The 18,344-nt window shown below is 63.1% G+C and carries 14 protein-coding genes and 2 tRNA genes; 13 read left to right on the top strand and 3 right to left on the bottom strand.

Features of this window, described 5'->3' with window-relative positions:
• Positions 1-2 precede the first annotated feature (2 nt).
• Genes nuoL through CDQ92_RS12860 form a run of 7 tightly spaced genes read left to right on the top strand, consistent with a single transcriptional unit; the run spans position 3 to position 8,451 of the window.
• Positions 3-2,054 (top strand): NADH-quinone oxidoreductase subunit L, encoded by a 2,052-nt coding sequence (nuoL, locus tag CDQ92_RS12830; RefSeq protein ID WP_088441772.1) that lies wholly within the window; start codon positions 3-5, stop codon positions 2,052-2,054.
• Entirely contained in the window at positions 2,051-3,604 is a 1,554-nt protein-coding gene (locus CDQ92_RS12835) for an NADH-quinone oxidoreductase subunit M (RefSeq protein ID WP_088441773.1), read from the top strand. Before nuoL ends, CDQ92_RS12835 begins: the two co-directional genes overlap by 4 nt.
• Positions 3,601-5,034 (top strand): NADH-quinone oxidoreductase subunit NuoN, encoded by a 1,434-nt coding sequence (gene nuoN / locus CDQ92_RS12840; protein WP_088441774.1) that lies wholly within the window; start codon positions 3,601-3,603, stop codon positions 5,032-5,034. Before CDQ92_RS12835 ends, nuoN begins: the two co-directional genes overlap by 4 nt.
• Positions 5,035-5,093: 59 nt before the next feature.
• The gene (locus CDQ92_RS12845) at positions 5,094-5,759 is read left to right on the top strand and encodes a biotin--[acetyl-CoA-carboxylase] ligase (RefSeq protein WP_308423592.1); all 666 of its coding nucleotides are present in this window, start codon (positions 5,094-5,096) and stop codon (positions 5,757-5,759) included.
• Positions 5,760-6,545, top strand: coding sequence for a type III pantothenate kinase (locus tag CDQ92_RS12850; RefSeq protein WP_088441776.1), 786 nt, complete (start codon positions 5,760-5,762; stop codon positions 6,543-6,545).
• On the top strand, positions 6,542-8,176 hold the full coding sequence (locus tag CDQ92_RS12855; protein ID WP_088441777.1) for a ribonuclease J: 1,635 nt from the start codon (positions 6,542-6,544) through the stop codon (positions 8,174-8,176). Before CDQ92_RS12850 ends, CDQ92_RS12855 begins: the two co-directional genes overlap by 4 nt.
• 14 nt (positions 8,177-8,190) lie before the next feature.
• Positions 8,191-8,451: a DUF1467 family protein gene (locus CDQ92_RS12860; protein WP_088441778.1), complete on the top strand. Its 261-nt coding sequence runs from the start codon at positions 8,191-8,193 to the stop codon at positions 8,449-8,451.
• Between the two features lie 443 nt (positions 8,452-8,894).
• Here CDQ92_RS12860 and CDQ92_RS12865 read toward each other — a convergent pair whose 3' ends face one another.
• Complete coding sequence (locus CDQ92_RS12865; protein ID WP_088441779.1) at positions 8,895-11,267, bottom strand: coiled-coil domain-containing protein; 2,373 nt, start codon at positions 11,265-11,267, stop codon at positions 8,895-8,897.
• Between the two features lie 69 nt (positions 11,268-11,336).
• Between CDQ92_RS12865 and CDQ92_RS12870 the strand changes: the two genes are divergently transcribed.
• Together CDQ92_RS12870 and CDQ92_RS12875 are read left to right on the top strand one after the other, a co-directional pair.
• Entirely contained in the window at positions 11,337-11,633 is a 297-nt protein-coding gene (locus tag CDQ92_RS12870; RefSeq protein ID WP_088441780.1) for an Hpt domain-containing protein, read from the top strand.
• A gap of 187 nt (positions 11,634-11,820) precedes the next feature.
• On the top strand, positions 11,821-13,119 hold the full coding sequence (locus CDQ92_RS12875; protein ID WP_088441781.1) for a tetratricopeptide repeat protein: 1,299 nt from the start codon (positions 11,821-11,823) through the stop codon (positions 13,117-13,119).
• Between the two features lie 83 nt (positions 13,120-13,202).
• Here CDQ92_RS12875 and CDQ92_RS12880 read toward each other — a convergent pair whose 3' ends face one another.
• On the bottom strand, positions 13,203-13,676 hold the full coding sequence (locus CDQ92_RS12880; RefSeq protein WP_088441782.1) for an Lrp/AsnC family transcriptional regulator: 474 nt from the start codon (positions 13,674-13,676) through the stop codon (positions 13,203-13,205).
• A gap of 184 nt (positions 13,677-13,860) precedes the next feature.
• On the opposite strand from CDQ92_RS12880, the gene CDQ92_RS12885 reads away from it, so the two are divergent.
• The 4 genes from CDQ92_RS12885 (at position 13,861) to CDQ92_RS12900 (ending at position 18,236) form a co-directional block, all read left to right on the top strand.
• Positions 13,861-15,504 (top strand): histidine kinase dimerization/phospho-acceptor domain-containing protein, encoded by a 1,644-nt coding sequence (locus tag CDQ92_RS12885; RefSeq protein WP_088441783.1) that lies wholly within the window; start codon positions 13,861-13,863, stop codon positions 15,502-15,504.
• Between the two features lie 80 nt (positions 15,505-15,584).
• A complete protein-coding gene (locus CDQ92_RS12890) occupies positions 15,585-16,559 on the top strand; it encodes a polysaccharide deacetylase family protein (RefSeq protein ID WP_229667096.1) in 975 nt (324 codons plus the stop codon).
• Positions 16,560-16,613: 54 nt separating this feature from the next.
• Positions 16,614-16,689 (top strand) — tRNA-Ile (locus CDQ92_RS12895).
• A 71-nt stretch (positions 16,690-16,760) separates the two neighbouring features.
• Positions 16,761-18,236 carry a M20 family peptidase gene (locus CDQ92_RS12900; protein ID WP_088441785.1) on the top strand — a complete coding sequence of 492 codons (1,476 nt, stop codon included), beginning with the start codon at positions 16,761-16,763 and terminating at the stop codon, positions 18,234-18,236.
• Between the two features lie 28 nt (positions 18,237-18,264).
• Here the strand turns inward: CDQ92_RS12900 and CDQ92_RS12905 are convergent.
• Positions 18,265-18,341: transfer RNA gene (locus tag CDQ92_RS12905), tRNA-Pro, on the bottom strand.
• Positions 18,342-18,344 lie beyond the last annotated feature (3 nt).

The raw sequence follows: 18,344 nt of genomic DNA on the forward strand, positions 1-18,344 counted from the left end.
CGGTGATTCAGGCGATCGTTTTCCTGCCGCTGCTCGCGGCGCTTGTCGCAGGCCTGGGCCAGCGGGCCATCGGCCCCTTTGCGGCCAAGCTGATTACCACGGGCGCGCTGTTCACCAGCGCTGCGCTCAGCTGGCCGATCTTCCTGTCCTATGTGATGGGCACAGGTCAGGCAGAGGTCGTGACGGTGCTCCACTGGGTGTCGTCGGGCGCGCTCCAGTTCAACTGGGAGCTGCGCGTCGATGCGCTGACCGCGGTGATGCTCGTCGTCATCACGACGGTGTCGGCGCTCGTCCACCTCTATAGCTGGGGCTATATGGAGGAAGACCCGGATCAGCCGCGCTTCTTCGCCTATCTCTCGCTCTTCACCTTTGCGATGCTGATGCTCGTGACCGCGAACAATCTGGTGCAGATGTTCTTCGGCTGGGAAGGGGTCGGTCTCGCCTCCTATCTGCTGATCGGTTTCTGGTACAAGAAGCCGAGCGCCAACGCCGCCGCGATCAAGGCTTTCGTCGTCAACCGCGTTGGCGACCTTGGCTTCATGCTCGGCATCTTCGGTACCTTCCTCGTCTTCGGCACCGTCTCGATCCCCGAGATTCTGGCCGCGGCGCCGGGCATGGCGGGAAGCACCATTACCTTCATGGGCATGCGTCTCGACACGATGACGATCCTCTGCCTGCTGCTGTTCATCGGCGCGATGGGCAAATCGGCGCAGCTCGGTCTGCACACCTGGCTTCCCGACGCGATGGAAGGCCCGACCCCGGTGTCGGCGCTGATCCACGCCGCGACGATGGTCACCGCGGGCGTCTTCATGGTTTGCCGCTTGTCGCCGATGTTCGAAACGTCGGACGTCGCGCAGGGCGTCGTGATGTTCGTCGGCGCCGCGACCTGCTTCTTCGCCGCGACCGTCGCGACGACGCAGTGGGACATCAAGCGCGTCATCGCCTATTCGACCTGTTCGCAGCTCGGCTATATGTTCTTCGCCGCGGGCGCGGGCGCTTATGGCGCGGCGATGTTCCACCTGTTCACGCATGCCTTCTTCAAGGCGTTGCTGTTCCTGGGCGCCGGTTCGGTCATCCACGCAATGCACCACGAACAGGACATGCGTTATTATGGCGCGCTGCGGAAAGAAATCCCGATCACCTATTGGGCAATGATGCTCGGGACGCTCGCGATCACCGGCGTCGGCATCTATGGCGTCTTCGGCTTTGCGGGCTTCTATTCGAAGGACGGCATCCTAGAGGCTGCCTTCGCGAGCGGCGGCGGCGGCGTGATCGCCTTCTGGGTAGGCATTTTTGTCGCCTTCCTCACCAGCTTCTATTCGTGGCGCCTGGTCTTCCTGACCTTCCACGGCAAGCCGCGCTGGGCAGCGAGCGAGCATATCCAGCACGCGGTGCATGACGGTCATCACGATCACCCGTCGGATGAACATGCCGGACATGACACGCACCATGACCATGCCGCCGGCACGCATGAAGGCACCGCAGGCTATCATCCGCATGAAAGCCCGTGGACGATGCTGGTGCCGTTGATTTTGCTGTCGATTGGCGCCGTATTTGCAGGCTTCGCGTTCAAATATCCCTTCATCTACCCCGAAGAGGGGATGGCGTTCTGGAGCGGCAGCATGCTCGCGTTCGACGAGCATCTGATGCACGCCGCGCACAATGTACCTTTGTGGGTGAAATGGACGCCGTTCGCGGTGATGGCGATCGGGCTGTTTCTTGCGTGGAACAGTTACATTCGCAACACGACGCTCCCTGCGCGCTTCGTCGCGCAGTTCGGGCTGCTGCACCAGTTCCTGTTCAACAAATGGTATTTCGACGAGCTCTACAACATCGTCTTCGTGAAGCCCGCCTTTGCGATCGGCCGCTTCTTCTGGAAGCGCGGCGATGAGCAGACCATCGACCGCTTCGGTCCCGATGGTGCGGCGGCGCTTGTTCAGGGCGGCACGCGGCTCGCGGTGCGGCTGCAATCGGGTTATGTTTATGGATATGCGTTTGTGATGCTGCTCGGGCTTGTCGGCCTCGCCAGCTGGGCCATGGTGAAGTTCCTGTGAGCGGTTTTCCGATCCTTTCGCTGATGCTGGCGATCCCCGCGGTCGCCGCCATCGCTTGCCTGTTCGCGGGTGACAAAATGGCGCGGCTGATCGCACTCGGTGCGACGCTGGTCACCTTCGTGCTCGGCTGTGTCATGTGGGCGCAGTTCGACATCGGCGGGCCGCAGTGGCAGTTTACCGAGCGCGCCGACCTGTTCGGACGGTTCAGCTGGGCGCTCGGCATCGACGGCATGGCGTTGATGCTGATCATGCTCAGCGTGTTCCTGATGCCGCTATGCATCCTCGCCAGCTGGGACGCGATCAAGAGCCGCGTCGGGCTTTACATGGCGATGTTCCTCGTCATGGAAACGATCATGATCGGGGTGTTCTGCGCTCAGGATCTGCTGCTGTTCTACATCTTCTTCGAGGCTGGCCTGATTCCGATGTACTTCATCATTGGCATCTGGGGCGGCGCGAACCGCAAATATGCGGCGTATAAATTCTTCCTCTACACGCTGCTCGGGTCGGTGCTGATGCTGATCGCGATGATCGCGATGATCGCCGAAGCGGGTACAACCGACATCCCGACGCTGCTCAATTACGACTTCCCGATCGAAATGCAGACGTGGCTGTGGCTCGCCTTCTTCGCCAGCCTCGCGGTCAAGATGCCGATGTGGCCCGTCCACACCTGGCTGCCGGACGCGCACGTCCAGGCGCCGACGGCCGGGTCGATGATCCTCGCTGGGGTGCTGCTGAAGCTCGGCGCCTATGGCTTCATCCGTTTCATGATGCCGATGTTCCCCGACGCGTCGGCGCAGCTGATGTGGATCGTGTTCGGCCTGTCGATGGTCGCGGTGGTGTACACCAGCCTCGTCGCGCTCGTGCAGAGCGACATGAAGAAACTGATCGCTTACTCGTCGGTCGCGCATATGGCGATCGTCACCGCGGGCCTGTTCGCGTTCAACCAGCAGGGTATCGAGGGCGCGCTGATCATCATGCTCAGCCACGGCGTCGTCTCGGCCGCGCTCTTCTTCTGCGTCGGCGTGATTTACGACCGTCTGCACACGCGCGAGATCGACCGCTACGGCGGCCTCGCGGTCAACATGCCGGCTTATGCGATCTTCTTCATGCTCTTTACCATGGCGTCGATTGGCTTGCCCGGAACCAGCGGTTTCGTCGGCGAATTCCTGAGCCTTGCCGGTATTTACGAAGCGTCGAGCTGGGTCGCCTTTGTGTGCACCACCGGGATCATCCTCGGCGCCGCATACATGCTTTATCTCTACCGCCGCGTCGTGTTCGGCGAACTCACCAAGGACGATGTCAAGGCGATGCCCGACCTCAATCCCCGCGAATGGGCGGTGCTGGCGCCGCTCGCCGCCGTGGCACTGTGGATGGGTGTTTATCCCGAAAGCTTCCTCGCGCCGATGCGCGGCGACGTGACGACGGTTGTCGCGCGGCTCGCTCCGGCCAAGCCTGCGGGCGATGCCCGTCTGGCCGCCGGCAAACCGCAGCCCGCCAAGGCACAGGGTGACACCGCCCACGGATCGAGCCATGCGGGAGGCGTCCAATGACCGCCGATCTCGCGCTCATCTGGCCCGAACTGATCCTGACGATCGGCGGGCTCATTACCCTGATGCTCGGGACCTTCCTGGGTGACCGGCAGGTCGGCATTTACCAGCTCAGCGCGCTGCTGACGCTCGCTGCGGCGGCTGCCGCAGTCGTCGCGCTGTTCGGCGTCAATGCGACGGTCTTTTCAGGGACGCTGTCGGTCGACGGTTTCGGCGGCTTCGCCAAGCTGCTGATCTATGCTGCCAGCTTTATCTGCATCCTCATCGCGCCGCGCTTCTTCACCGGCGGTATGCGCGCCGAATATCCGACTTTGATTCTGTTTGCCGCACTCGGCATGGGGATCATGGCGTCGTCGCGCGATCTGATGACGCTCTATGTCGGGCTCGAGCTCAACAGTCTGGCGGCCTATGTCCTCGCCAGCTTCATGCGCACCGACGAACGGTCGACCGAGGCGGGGCTCAAATATTTCGTCCTTGGCGCGCTCGCGTCGGGCATGCTGCTCTACGGCATCTCGCTGCTCTACGGCTTTACCGGCACCACCGATTTCAGCGGTATCGCGGCGCGCATGGGCGGCGAGATGAACATCGGGCTGATTTTTGGCATTGTGTTCGTGCTCGCGGGGCTTGGCTTCAAGATCAGCGCCGTGCCGTTCCATATGTGGACGCCTGACGTTTACGAAGGCGCGCCGACCCCGGTGACCACCTTCTTTGCCAGCGCGCCGAAAGTGGCGGCGATGGCGCTGATGACGCGCGTCGTCATCGACGCGATGGGGCCAGCGGTCGGCGCGTGGCAACAGATCATCATCTTCCTCGCGCTCGCCTCGATCATCCTCGGCGCGGTCGGTGCGATCGGGCAGAAGAACATCAAACGCCTGCTCGCTTACTCCTCGATCAACAATGTCGGCTTCATGCTGATCGGCCTGGCGGCGGGCACGCAGGCGGGGGTCGAAGGTGTGCTGACCTATCTGCTCGTCTATGTGGTGACGACGATCGGTGCCTTCCTGGTCGTGCTGCAATTGCGCGATGCCGATGGCAATTATATCGAAAGCATCCCGGCGCTCGCCGGCCTGTCGCAGCGCCGCCCGGGCCTGGCCGCGGCCATGGCGGTGTTCCTGTTCAGCCTCGCCGGTATTCCGCCACTGTTCGGCTTCTGGCCGAAATATCTGGTATTCGAGGCCGCGGTGAACGCGAACCTGCTGCCGCTGGCGATCGCGGGTATCGTCGCGTCGGTGATCGGCGCATTCTATTATATCGCGATCATCAAGACGATGTATTTCGACGATAAATCGGACACCGAAATCCCCGTGGGTGGTGGCGCGATCGTCGAGGATGCGGTGATCACCGCCAGCGCACTCTGGCTCTCGGTCATTGGTTATCTGTTCATCCCGATGCTCGCAGTCGTTTCGGCGAGCGCCGCCGCGGTGCTGTTCTGATCCCGCCGATCGAGCGGGTAGCGCAGACAGGTTCGACCAACGCCGACCTGCTGGCGCGGCTGGCTGGCGGCGAGCAGGTCGGCGAGGGGCATTGGCTGATCGCCGATCGCCAGACCGCGGGGCGCGGACGGCTCGGCCGCGGCTGGAACGACGGGCAGGGCAATTTCATGGGCTCGACCGTCGTTCATTTGACGATCGGCGATCCGTCAGCCGCGACGCTGGCGCTGGTTGCGGGGGTCGCGCTCGCCAAGACGGTGGCCGCGCTGGCGCCGCACATCGACGCGCAGCTCAAATGGCCGAACGACCTGCTGGTGGGCGGCGCGAAATGTGCGGGCATATTGATGGAGCGCACGGGCAATTCGGTGGTGATCGGGATCGGAGTGAACCTGATTGCGGCACCCGAACTGCCCGATCGGCCGACCGCGACGCTGGCATCCAAAGGGGCTGTGCTCGACCGCGATCATTTCGCGGGGGCGCTGGGTATCGCGATGATCGACGCGCTGTGGACTTGGCGGCAAGAGGGGGTGGCGAGTATCGTCCGCACCTGGCTGCCACTGGCACATCCCATCGGGACGCCGCTGCGCGTGTCCGAACAGGGTATCGACGGGACGTTTGACGGTCTGGCCGAGGACGGCGCGCTGCGCTTGCGCGTCGCGGGCAGGGAGACCATGCTGGTGCATGCTGGCGATGTCGAACTGCGTCGCCCGGTCGAGGAAGAAAGATAGATGCTGCTCGCGATCGATGTCGGCAACACCAATGCCAAATTTGCGCTGTTCGACGGCGCCGCGTTGCTTGCGCGCTGGCGCATTGCGACCGACGACCGCCGCACCGCCGACGAATATATGGTGTGGCTCGATCAACTGCTGCGCATTGAAGGCTATGATCGCGCGCAGGTCGATGCCGTCATCATCTCGACCGTCGTCCCGCGCGCGCTTCACAATCTGCAACTGCTCGCGGTCAAATATTTCAGCGTCGATGCCTTCATCGCCGGGCGCGAGCCCGTGACATGGGGCATCGCGCTCAAGGTCGCCGAGCCGCGCTCGGTCGGCGCCGACCGTGCGGTCAATGCGATTGCGGCGCAGGCGGTCGAGCCCGGCAAGGACAAGCTGGTCATCAGCTTTGGGACCGCGACGACGCTCGATCATATCGGAGCCGACGGCGCCTATCTGGGCGGGATTATCGCGCCCGGGGTGAACCTGTCGCTCGAAGCGCTGGTCGCAGCCGCCGCCAAACTCCCACGCATCGCTATCGAAGCGCCCGCGACCGCTAGCGTCATCGGTCGCACCACCGAAAGCCAGATGCTGATCGGCGTCTATTGGGGCTATGTATCGATGATGGAAGGCCTGATAGGGCGAATGAAATCCGAAATCGGCAAGCCTCTCACCGTCATAGCGACGGGCGGGCTGGCAACATTGTTTCAGGAACAGGCGCACCTGTTCGACCGCATCGAACCCGACCTCACGCTGAACGGGTTGATGCACCTCTATAACCAACGGAACCAGACAATATGACGACTCCCGGAAAGGAGCTGCTTTTCCTCGCGCTCGGCGGATCGGGCGAGATTGGCATGAATGCCAATCTCTACGGCTGCGACGGCAAATGGATTATGCTCGACCTCGGCGTGACCTTCGGCACCCATGATTATCCCGGCATCGACATCATCATGCCCGACCTCGAATTTATCGAGGATCGCAAGAAGGATCTGCTCGGTATCATCCTGACCCACGGGCATGAGGATCATATTGGGGCTCTGCCTTATCTCGCCGCCGACCTTGGCGTACCGCTCTACGCCAATCGCTTTACCGCGGGGCTGATCGCCAACAAGCTGGCGGAAGAGGGGCTGGAGAAAGAGGTCAAGATCAAGACCGTCGACATCGACGCGCATTTCCAGCTTGGCCCGTTCGGCATCCGCCTGATGCCGCTCGCGCACTCGATCCTCGAGATGAGCGCGGCGGTGATCGACACGCCTTATGGCCGCGTGTTCCACACCGGCGACTGGAAACTCGACGCCGATCCGGTGCTGGGTACCCCGTCGAGCGCCGCGGCGCTGACCGCGATTGGCGACGAGGGCGTCGATTTCCTTGTCGGCGATTCGACCAATGCGTTCAATCCAGAGGCGTCGGGCAGCGAGGGCGATCTGTACGACGGGCTGCTCACCGCGGTCGGCAACGCCAAGGGGCGCGTCATCGTCACCACCTTTGCCTCGAACGCCGCGCGGCTCAAGACGCTGGGCCGCGTCGCTACGACGACCGGGCGCACGCTGTGCGTCGCCGGTCGCTCGCTCGACCGCATTTTGGGTGTCGCGCGCTCGGTCGGTTATCTGAAAGACTTTCCGCCGACGGTGGATTTCGACGAAGCGATGCGCCTGCCGCGCGACAAGGTGATGGTGATCGCCACCGGCGGGCAAGGCGAACCGCGCGCGGCGCTGGCGCGCATGGCGGCGGACAGCCACCAGATCAAGCTCGCGCCGGGTGACACGGTCGTCTTTTCGTCGAAGCAGATTCCGGGCAACGAGGTCGCGATCGGGCGGATCATGAACCAGCTTGCTGCCAAGGACATTCTGACCGTCACCGAAAAGCAGGCGCATATTCATGTCAGCGGCCACCCGGGGCAGCCGGAACTTGCGGCGCTCTATGGTTGGCTGCGTCCAAAGCTGGTGGTGCCCGTGCATGGTGAGATTCGCCATATGCACGAACAGGCGCGCTTTGCGTTGGAGAAGGGCGTTCCCGACGCGCTGATTCAGGAAAATGGCGATCTGGTGCGACTGGCGCCCGGCCCGGCCAAAATCCTGGAGCGCGTTCGCGCCGGACGCTTGATCCTCGATGGCGATGTCATCCTGCCCGCCGACGGCGAAACGATCAACGAACGCCGCAAGCTGGCGCTGCACGGGCATATCACCGTCGCGGTCGTTTTTACCGGCAAGCGCTTCACCGAGGTCGCGATCAGCTATCGCGGTGTCCCGGTCGAGGATGAGCGTGAAGCCTTTATCGACGAAATGCGCGAAGCGGCGGAGAAAGCGGCGCTGGCGCCCGCCAAGGAGCAGGAAAAAATGCGTGAGGCGATCCGGTTGAGCGTGCGCCGCGTCGCGACCGACTGGACCGGAAAAAAGCCGGTCGTCGATGTCATGCTCGTGCAGCTCTGAACGGATTGACGACGATGAAATGGACTTCGGCCCTCGCAATCTATTCGCTGTTCCTGGCGCTCAGCGCCTTTTTTGTGTTGCCCTTCCATGGTCGCAAGGCAAGCGACGGCGATGCTCCGCTGGTCATAGGACAGGACCGCGGCGCGCCCGCGGTGTTTCGACCTGCGCGCATCCTACTTCAGATGGCTATCGTCGCAACGGTCGGCTTCGTCATCTACTACGTCGCTTATGTGAACGGCTGGGTTAATCCCAACGTGCTGAGCGGGCGCGCCTGACCAATACTGGTCCGATATCATCTGTGTTGGGCTGGAGAGCGGACAACTGCTTGATCTGCGGTAACCGCCTTCCCATAGTTCCAACATGGTTTGGGACCTCGGCAAAGCGAGGCAAAAGAAAGAGGAATTCGAGTCTGCACGGCTTGCTGACTTCGAGTTTCGTCAGCGGGTTCGCGCCACGCGACTTCTCGCTCGGACACTTGGAGTAGGCGAATCGTCTTTAGTTAAAGAGATCGCCGCCAGAGACTAGGAAGGGGTTCTAGTCCTCGTTGCCGTGGAGACCTTGCGATCCAAAGACAAGATTGCGGCGGAATTTGCCCGTTGTCTGGTTGAAGCCAGAGCGCAATTAATCGCCGAACGGGGTGATCCGACACCACATCGCCTGGGATAATGTTCGCCGGACGGTCACAGACGCCACGCCCGACTAACTCCGTCGAGGCTGTTTAGCCCCGCAATCGATCAATCGCCTGCGCCAGCGCCACATACAGCTTGCCGATGTCCGACGACAGCAAGGTCACGCTGATCGCCGAGCCGTCGCGCGCGCCGATCAACAGACGCAGCATCGCTTCGAAATCATGGATGAACTGGTTCACCGACGCGTGGAAACCATCGTCATTTTGGTAGAGGCGCAGGATTTCCTTGGCCTCGCCATTCTCGATCAACTTGACTGCGCGGCGCGCGAACACGCCGCGGTCGCCCTTTAGATAGGCGTCCCAGGCAGTGTCGCTGACTTCGGTCGACAGGATTTTGGTGACGTCGATCGCGGTCGATTTCAGCGCCTCGGTCAGCAGCCCGACCTGCTTGGCGAGCGAATCGCGGTCGGATGCGGCAATTGCCTGTTCGGCTTCGGCGACGCGTTGTTCGACGCTCGCGCTGGTATCCATGATCGTGATCAGCTGGCGCATCAGGCGGTCGGCGGCGCCGTTGGCCGCCGCGACCGCGCGTGCCGAGGCCTCTTCGATCGCGGTCAGTTGCGCCATGATCTCAGTCTTGAACGCGGCGTCGATCGCTTCGGTCGCGGTCGCCTGCATCGCTTCGCGTGCGCCCGACACCAGATTTTCGAGCGTGAGCCGCGCTTCGTCAGCGGCCGAATCGGCGGTGGCGCGCACTTCGCCGAGTGTCGCGATCATCCGTGCGCCGCCCTGTTCGGCAAATTCGTCGGCGCCATCACGCAGCTTCGCCAGCGCGGCCTCGGCGTCGGCGAGCGATCCATTGATGCGGTCGACGAGCGCCTGTTGGCTAGTCGCGTGCCCCGCCATCTGTTCTTCGTTCGATTTGAGCGTCGCCTGCACCGCGTTGACGTGCGACATCGTCGATTGCGCGACGAGTTCGGACGCTTCCAGCATCGGGCGCAGCTGCGACAACGCGGTTTGGGTCGCCTTGCCGTGCGATGTCATCCGATCGAGCGCGTGGGGCAGCGTCTCGTCGAGTTCGCGCGTGACCGCGTCGAGCGCGAGGAGCAGCGATTCGGCGTGGGTGATCAGCTGGTGCGCCGAGGCATTGCCGCTCTGCACTTCCTGCATGAAAGTGCTGAGCTGCGTTTTTGTGTCGTCGATCGAACGGCCAATGACGCCGGTGCTGGCGCTGACGCTGACGTCGAGCACCTCCAGCTGCTGTGCGACGTCGGCGACATGCGCCTTGATCCGCGTTGCCAGCGCGTCGCTGGCGTCGGCGTGCGCGGCCAACTGCGCGCCCATCGCATCGCCAGCATCGCGTGCGGCGGTCAGCTTGGCGTCCATCTGCGCGGCGGCCGTATCGACACCCTCGCGGAACAGGCGCCAGCTTTCGTCCATCTGCGCGGTCACGGAGGCGACGGTCGATGTCATATCGTCGCGCGCGCTGGCGCTGGCGATGGTGATCCGGGCTAGCGCCGCATCGTGCGCGCTGCTGACCTGCGTTGAGGCCGCGAGCAGACCGGTTTCGGTCTCCTTACTCTGTTCCTGCAGCGCAACAATTGCCTCAAGAATGCTGGCGGTGGCCGTCTCGCCAGTTTGCGCGGTCGTGGCGGCTGCCTCGCCGAGCTCGGCAAGTTTGGCCTCCAGGCTGGCGCCCTGTTGGTGCGCGACGAGGCCGGCTTCGCGGAAATTCACCGCAAGCCGCTGCGCGACATCGTCGATCCGCGGCAGGCCGGCGAGCAGCCCGTCCATCCGCTGCAACGCAACATCGCCCGAGCGTGCCAGCTGGTCGTGCGCGTTGGCGATCACCGATGCGTTGCTGGCCAGCTTATCGCTACTTTCATTAAGCCGCATCACGGTATCGAGCCCGAGCTTCTGCACGATTTTGGCCTGCTCGCCGAGCTGTTTTTGCGCGTCAGCCAGATGCAGGCCGAGCGAATGCATCGATTGGTTGAGCGCCAGATTCTCTTCGCGCAGCGCCGTGGCGACGCGGGCGAAGCGGGCCTGCTCCGAACGACCCGAACGCAGCAGTACCATCCACAACACCGCGAGCAGGGTCAGCGGCATCGCGATCGTTGCGATCAGCGTCGGCGCGTCCGCAAGCGCGGGACTCCGCGCGAAGCTGTCCGTTGCAACGGCAAGTGTGAAGGCGGTCCAACCGATAGCCAGCAGAATAAGCAGGGCGGGAGCAACGCGATCGCGCCACGCCGAAGCCGGTTGCCCTTCGGCATCTGAATAGTCGCCGACATCTTCAGCTGTGTTCAGCGGCGACGTGTCGAGCCATTCGCGTTCGATCGAGGCAGCCGCTTCGGGCGCAGCCATCGTCTCAGGCGGCGCGGCGTCGGCCTGCGCGGCGCTGTCGGCTTCCTGGATTTTGGCAGAATCCCGCCACAATCCAACGATTTTCTTGTCCCCCATCATCCGGACATCTTAGCATCAAATGGCCGTCTTGAAACGGAAACTTAACCACGGTCTGCCAAGCCTGTGGAAATGTCGTTCGATAGTGGCCCTCTTGACCGTTACCTGAGCGCCGCGATCGGTGACGATCCGGCGATCGCGATGGACCTGCGCACGGCCTTTACCGGCAGCGCGCGCGACTTGGCCGACCTGATGCGCCGCGCCCGTTGTGACGCCAATTGGGAGGTTGCCGCACTGCGGCTCAAGGGGCTTTCGGCGACCTTTGGCATCATTTCGCTGATCGAACTTGCCGAGCAGGCCATGGCGGGTGCGCCGGGCGATCCGCTGGTGCTGCGCCAGATCAACGCGGCGATCGACGACCTCGCCTGAGCCGCGCGGCAACTGCAAGGGAGCGGGTTCAATCCCCGTTCAGGCGCTTTCATCCAATAAATATCGCAACGGGCCGTCTTGCCTTGGCAACGCGACGGGTTTAGCCGCGTTATGAACGCGCGCCGGAACCCTGTTTGCGTTGCCAGTTTTCTTTGGGTTAGCCGGCCGATTCTGAGGAGAGATTTCGATGTTCACCCGTTTCCGCTCGATGCCCGCGACGGCCATGGCCGCTGTGCTGGGCTGCGCGCTGATGACGACCGCCACCCCGGCCGCCGCGCAGAAGAAAGAAAAGCCGAAGAAGGAAGAAGCAGCCAAGGGCAAGGGTCTGACCGCGAGCAAGGGGTTCGCGCCGACGCTGAAAAAAATGACCGATGCCACGACCGCGAAAGACGTTGCGACCTTGCAGGCGGCACTGAGCGAGGGCCAGTCGAGTGCGGCGACCCCTGACGATAAGTATCTGGTCGGCTTCTATCAGTTGCAGCTGGGTATTCTGAACAAGGATCAGGCGCTGCAGGGGCAGGGGCTCGATGTGATGATCGAGTCAGGTCTGACCCCGGCCGAGAATATCGGTGTCTATAACTTCTACTCGGGCAACTTCGCCTATGGCGCGAAAAATTACCAGAAGGCGGTCCAGCGGCTCGAGGCCGCAAAGGCTGCAGGCTCAACCGAGGCCGCGCTCGCGCCGATGCTGATGGACAGCTATCTGAATGCGGGGCAGGTCGACAAGGGCTGGGAGATCGCCCAGGCCGGGATTGCCGCTGCTCGCGCTGCGGGTACCAAGCCGTCGGAAGAATTGTTCGTCCGTCCTGCGCAGGCTTTCCAAAAAGCCAACCGAACCAACGAGATGCTTGATGTGTTGACCATGCGCGTGCAGGATTATCCGACCCCGGCGACATGGCGCAACACGCTGTACATTCTGCTGCAGCAGTCGGGCGGCGACAAGGAACTGAACCTTGATATCCTGCGCCTGATGCGCGCCACCAATTCGATGACGCAGCGTCCCGAATATCTGGAATATGCTGGCTTGGCGACCGAAGCTGGCTATCCCAGCGAAGTCGTGGCGCTGATCAAGCATGGCCAGAACAGCGGCGCGATTCCCAAGACCGATACGCATTTTGGCAGCATCCTGGAATCGCAGACGCCGCGCGCGGCGAGCGATGCGGCGGCGGTCGCCGCAGATGCCTCCAAGCCCGCCACGCTAAGCAATCCCAAGGCGGCGCGTGCTACTGCCGATGCGCTGGTCGGCGCCGGTAACGCGGCCAAGGCAATCCCGCTTTATGAGGCAGCGCTGGCGGCCAGCCCTACCGATCCGGTGATTCAATATCGTCTGGGCGTAGCGCAGGCGCTGGCGGGACAAACCGATGCCGCCGCCGCCAGCTTTGCCAAGGTTCAGGGTAACCGTCAGCGGTTGGCGCAGCTGTGGACGGTTCGCGCCAAGGCGGGCGCGACCCCTGCTTCAGCCCCGGCACCCGCTCCGGTCAGCTGAAGGCTGGGCCCTCCAAATCGTACTAAATGGGCGCCCTTCGACTGAGAAGGGCGCCCATTTAACTTGCCGCGGTTTGGCGGTGATCAGATTTCGACCGGGATTCCCGCAAGCTGCTTGGCGGTGCGGATTGTCAACGATGTCTTGACGCTTGTCACATTCGGCGCTGACGTCAGATGCGCCGTCAGAAACGACTGGAAGCTCTGCAGGTCGCGCGCGACAACCTTAAGCAGGAAATCGATTTCTCCGTTCAGCATGTAGCATTCACGCACTTCTGCCAGGCCGCCGACATAATCTTCGAACGCTTTCAAATCCGCCTCAGCCTGACTGCGCAGACTGACCATTGCAAAGACAGTAATGCCATAGCCCAGCTTCGCGGCGTCGAGGTCGGCGTGATAGGATCGAATGACCCCCGATTCCTCCAGCGCGCGCACCCGGCGCAGGCACGGCGGTGCGGTGAGGCCGACCATTTGCGCCAGTTCGACATTCGTCATTCGGCCATTTTTTTGTAGCTCGCCCAATATCTGGAGGTCGATCTGATCGAATTTCTGACTCGCCATCGTTGAAACATCCGCTTTCCAAAACTGCGATGACCATAATATTATTTCAGCGGATTGCAATTGTCCCACAATGTGACGTGGCCGGTGAAGGCACTTTCATGACCGAAAGATTCACGCTAGCCGGTAATCTTACGATAACCAACGATAGAAGGTGTGGGGCTGGTTTCGCGTGACTGCTGACTCGATGATCGCGACCATCCTGCGTCAGGCGCCTGCGGATCGTCGCGCCAGTATCGCGGCGTGGCGCCAGCTTTCCGATATTCTGGCTCAGCGCGGCAATCAACTGGGTGACGAGGATATTCGTCGTAGCCTGCATGCGTTGGCGGTTTTACGGCCGCGCGTTCCAGAAGCGGTACGCCGCGATTGCGCGCGGGCGATTGCCAAACATGGCCGATTTGCGCCGCTGGTTGCGCTTTACGCCAACGATGTTCCGGCGGTTGCAGCGATCATGCTGCGCGGCGCGCAACTGTCGGAGGCAGACTGGCTGGCGATGTTGCCCGCGACCAATGCGATGGCGCGATCGGTGCTAGCCGGGCGGTCGAATTTGCCCCACGGGGTCTATCGGGCGCTGGCCAGCCTGGGGAGCGCGTCGGTTGCCTTGCCGCAGCCTGCGGTAGCGGTCGATGCGGCCCCGGCGCCTGTGGTGCCGCTGCACGCAGCACCCGACGCTGCGGTTGAGAACGGCACCAGCCAGATCAGTGAACTCGTCCGCCGGATCGATAAATATCAGTCCACCCGCGCCCAGCCTGCCACGGCTGCGGCGCTGCACCAGCAGCGATCGGCGTTTCTGTTCGAGACCGGCCCCGACGGAGTGGTTCATTGGGTCGACGGCGTCACCCGCGGCGCCGTGATCGGCCTGTCGATCGCGGAGGCGGCGTTTGGCGGCGAACCCGGCACCGATGGGGTCGCCGCAGGCGCTTTTCGCCAGCGCGCCGAAATCCTCAATGCGCGCATGATGCTGGAAGGAACCCCAGCCGACGCCGGTGAATGGCGCTTTTCGGCACTGCCATGGTTCGATCCGGCAACCGGGCAGTTTCGCGGCTATCGCGGCAGCGCGCGCCGCCCCAACCGCAGCGAGACGCCCTATGGTCGGCCCGTCGCCGAGGATTCAGGCGATTCGATTCGCCAGCTGATCCACGAACTGCGTAGCCCGCTCAATGCGATTTCGGGTTTTGCGCAGATCGTCGCCGGGCAGATGTTTGGCCCGGTCAGTCAAAGCTATCGCACGATGGCCGACACGATCGTTGCCGACGCGCTATCGGTACAAACGATCATCGACGATCTGGAAACCGCGGCGCGCAGCAACAGCGCCGTGCCCGTCGACCCGTCACCGAGCGAAGTTGTCGATATGGGAGCGGTCGTCTCTCAAGTCGAGAGCGATCTGGCCGCCCTACTGGCCGAACAGCGTGTTGACCTGAGCATCTCGCGCGTTGGCGGACCATTCATGGGGCTGGCCAACGACGCCAATGCACGGCGCATGGTTGGCCGCCTGCTGACCGCGTTGATAGATGTATCCGAAACGGGTGCAATTCTTGTCGGACAGCTCGTTACCGAATCGCCGCACGACGATATGCTTCAGCTGCGGATCGTTCGCCCCGCGACGATTCGCTTTGCCACGGCATCCGACCTGCTCGACCCCGGTTTCAGCCCCGAGGGCGAAGCGCCGGGTGCCGCGGTGCTCAGCCTCGGCTTTTCGTTGCGCCTCGTCGACAGCCTGGCCCGCGCGGCAGGTGGGCGGCTCGATATCGGGCATAACGCCTTGACCTTGCACCTGCGCTCCGCCAACTCGAAGGCCGAAGCCGGGCTGGAGGCCCAGCAAGGCGAATAGCCAGGGCGGCTGCGGGAGCAAAGGGGAGCGTGGTGCAGCCTGCGGGGAATTTCTTTGCGGATCCGGCGCCTTCCGATCTGGTGGAACTTGCAGCCGATGAGCGACCGCGGTTCTGGGTCACGATCGACACCGAAGAGGATTTCGACTGGACGGCGCCATTTGCGCGTACCGGCTACAGCCTTGCGTCAGTTCCCGCGCTCGCCGACTGTCAGGGCTATTTCGAACGCGCGGGCGTGAGGCCGATCTATCTGGTCGATTGGCCCATTGTCGCTGACGATCGTGCGGTTGAAATTCTCGGCGCAGCGCAGACGCGCGGCGACTGCGAGATCGGGGCGCAGCTTCACCCATGGGTCACACCACCGCACGACGAAGACGTCAGCGCGCGCAACAGCTACACGGGCAACCTGGCACTCGATCTGCAACGCGCAAAGATGACGGCGCTGCGGGACGCGATCAGCACGCGCTTCGCCATGACGCCGATCGTCTATCGTGCCGGGCGCTATGGGCTTGGCGCCAATACCGCGACGATGCTCGCCGAACTCGGCTTCCGCTGCGATACGTCGGTGCGTTCGGGGTTCGATTATCGCGCCGGTCACGGCCCCGACTATCGCAGCACTTCTCTGCATCCATGGTGGGTCCGGACGGAGGCAGGGGCGGTACTGGAGATGCCGGTGACGACTGTGTTCGGCGGCCTGCTCGGCCGCGCGGGGCGGCATATCTATCACTGCCTGGCACGCAACGGCACGCACGTCGGCGCGGCGCTAGCGCGGCTTGGCATGGTCGAGCGGATCGCGCTGACGCCTGAAGGGATCCCTGCCGAACGCGCCTGCAAAGCGATCGACCTCGCCATCGATCTGCGCCTGCCCGTCCTCAACTTCTCTTTCCATTCGCCGTCGCTTCAGCCCGGCAATACACCCTACGTCCGCACGCCGGCCGATCTCGACCTTTTCTATCGTTGGTGGGACGTGGTGCTGAACCACCTGGCGCAGCGCGGGGTCGAGCCGACCACGGCGGCGCAGATCCTGACAATGGCAGAGCACAATGCGACAGCCTAGCGTTGGCGCTTGCCAACGCGCCGCGCGCTCCGCTATCGCCGCATTTCCCTACGGGGGCCTGTAGCTCAATGGTTAGAGCTGGCCGCTCATAACGGCTAGGTTGCGGGTTCGAGTCCTGCCGGGCCCACCATTTTCCCTCCACCATTTCCCTTGCAAATCGAAACCGATCGCGGTCCATTGCGGCAAGAGGAGGAGCGGGGCATGGGAAAGCGGCGGAATGTACTATGTGGTGGGCTTGCGGTCGTTGCGGTGGTCGCAGGAACGGTTGCGGTACGCACGGCAAGCTTTGCGCCCACGGACATCGCCGATGGCACCGACATCCGGCTGGCCGCGGCTCCCCCTTATGATCTCAGTGCCGCCGTTGCAAACCTGAGCGCAGCGGCGCAGATCCGCACGATCTCGCATCAGGATCCTGCGGACGATGAGGTCGTCGAATGGGACCGCTTGCACGCATGGCTAGCGGCGACTTATCCCGACACTCACCGTGCGATGACGCGCACTATCTTGCCCAACCGGACGTTGATCTATCACTGGCAGGGCAGCGACGCTTCGCTGGCACCGATTATTGTAATGGCGCATCAGGACGTCGTGCCAGTCACCGAAGGAACCGAGCGCGACTGGAAATATCCTCCTTTTGCCGGGACGATCGCCGAACAGGCGGTGTGGGGACGCGGTACGGTTGACGATAAGGGATCGCTTGTCGGCCTGTTCGAAGCTTTGGAAGCGCTCGCGGGGCAGGGGTTCCAGCCCAAACGCGGTATCTATCTCGTCTCGGGGCATGACGAAGAGGTCGGTGGATCGGGCGCCGCGGCAGCGGCCGCCAAATTGAAAGCCGAGGGGGTACGCGCCTTGTTCACCCTAGACGAGGGCAGCGTGGAGCTGCGCGATACCCCGGTCATCAACGGCCCCGCGATCCTGATCGGAGTGGCCGAAAAGGGCTATGCGACGCTGAAAGTCACCGCCAACGCGCCCGGCGGACACAGTTCGATGCCGCCGGCTGAAACCGGGGTGACGACGCTGGCGCGCGCGGTTCTGGCGATCACCGAAAGTCCCTTTCCCATGGAAATGCGCGGACCGGGGGCGGCGATGGTGGAATCCCTCGCCACCCACAAGGGCGGCACGACCAAGATGGCGGTGGCCAACCAATGGCTGTTCGCCCCCTTGCTGAAACGTCAGCTCGGTGCTTCGCCGTCCTCGGCGGCGGCGTTCCACACGACGATCGCGCCGACGATGCTTGAGGGAAGCCCGAAGGAAAATGTCCTGCCGCAATCGGCGACCGCATTGATCAACTATCGCATTGCGCCGTGGAACAGGTCTGCTGACGTCATGGCGGCGGCCAAGGCGGCGGTGGGCGACGCACCGGTGGAGTTCAGCTGGGTCAAGCCGCCGAATGAACCATCGCGCGTCTCATCGACCAGTTCACAGGGCTGGAAATACGTCGTTGCCGCGGCGCGTGCTGATGCTCCCGACGCCGTCGTCGCGCCATTTCTGGTGGTGGGCGCGACTGACGGTCGCAGCATGGCGCCAATTTCGGAGGATGTGTACCGCTTCATGCCGATGCATTTCTCGCTGAAAGAAACGGCGATGATTCACGGCACTAACGAACATATGACAATCGACAGCTTCAAGCGCATGATCGATTTCTATGCGCGGCTGATCGCGACGTCCGCCGGTTAAACGCGGCGGGAATGATGTGGGAAGACAGTGGTCGGGGAGACAGGATTCGAACCTGCGACATCCTGCTCCCAAAGCAGGCGCGCTACCGGGCTGCGCTACTCCCCGACT

This window comes from Sphingopyxis bauzanensis (assembly GCF_002205675.1).
GTDB lineage: Bacteria > Pseudomonadota > Alphaproteobacteria > Sphingomonadales > Sphingomonadaceae > Sphingopyxis > Sphingopyxis bauzanensis.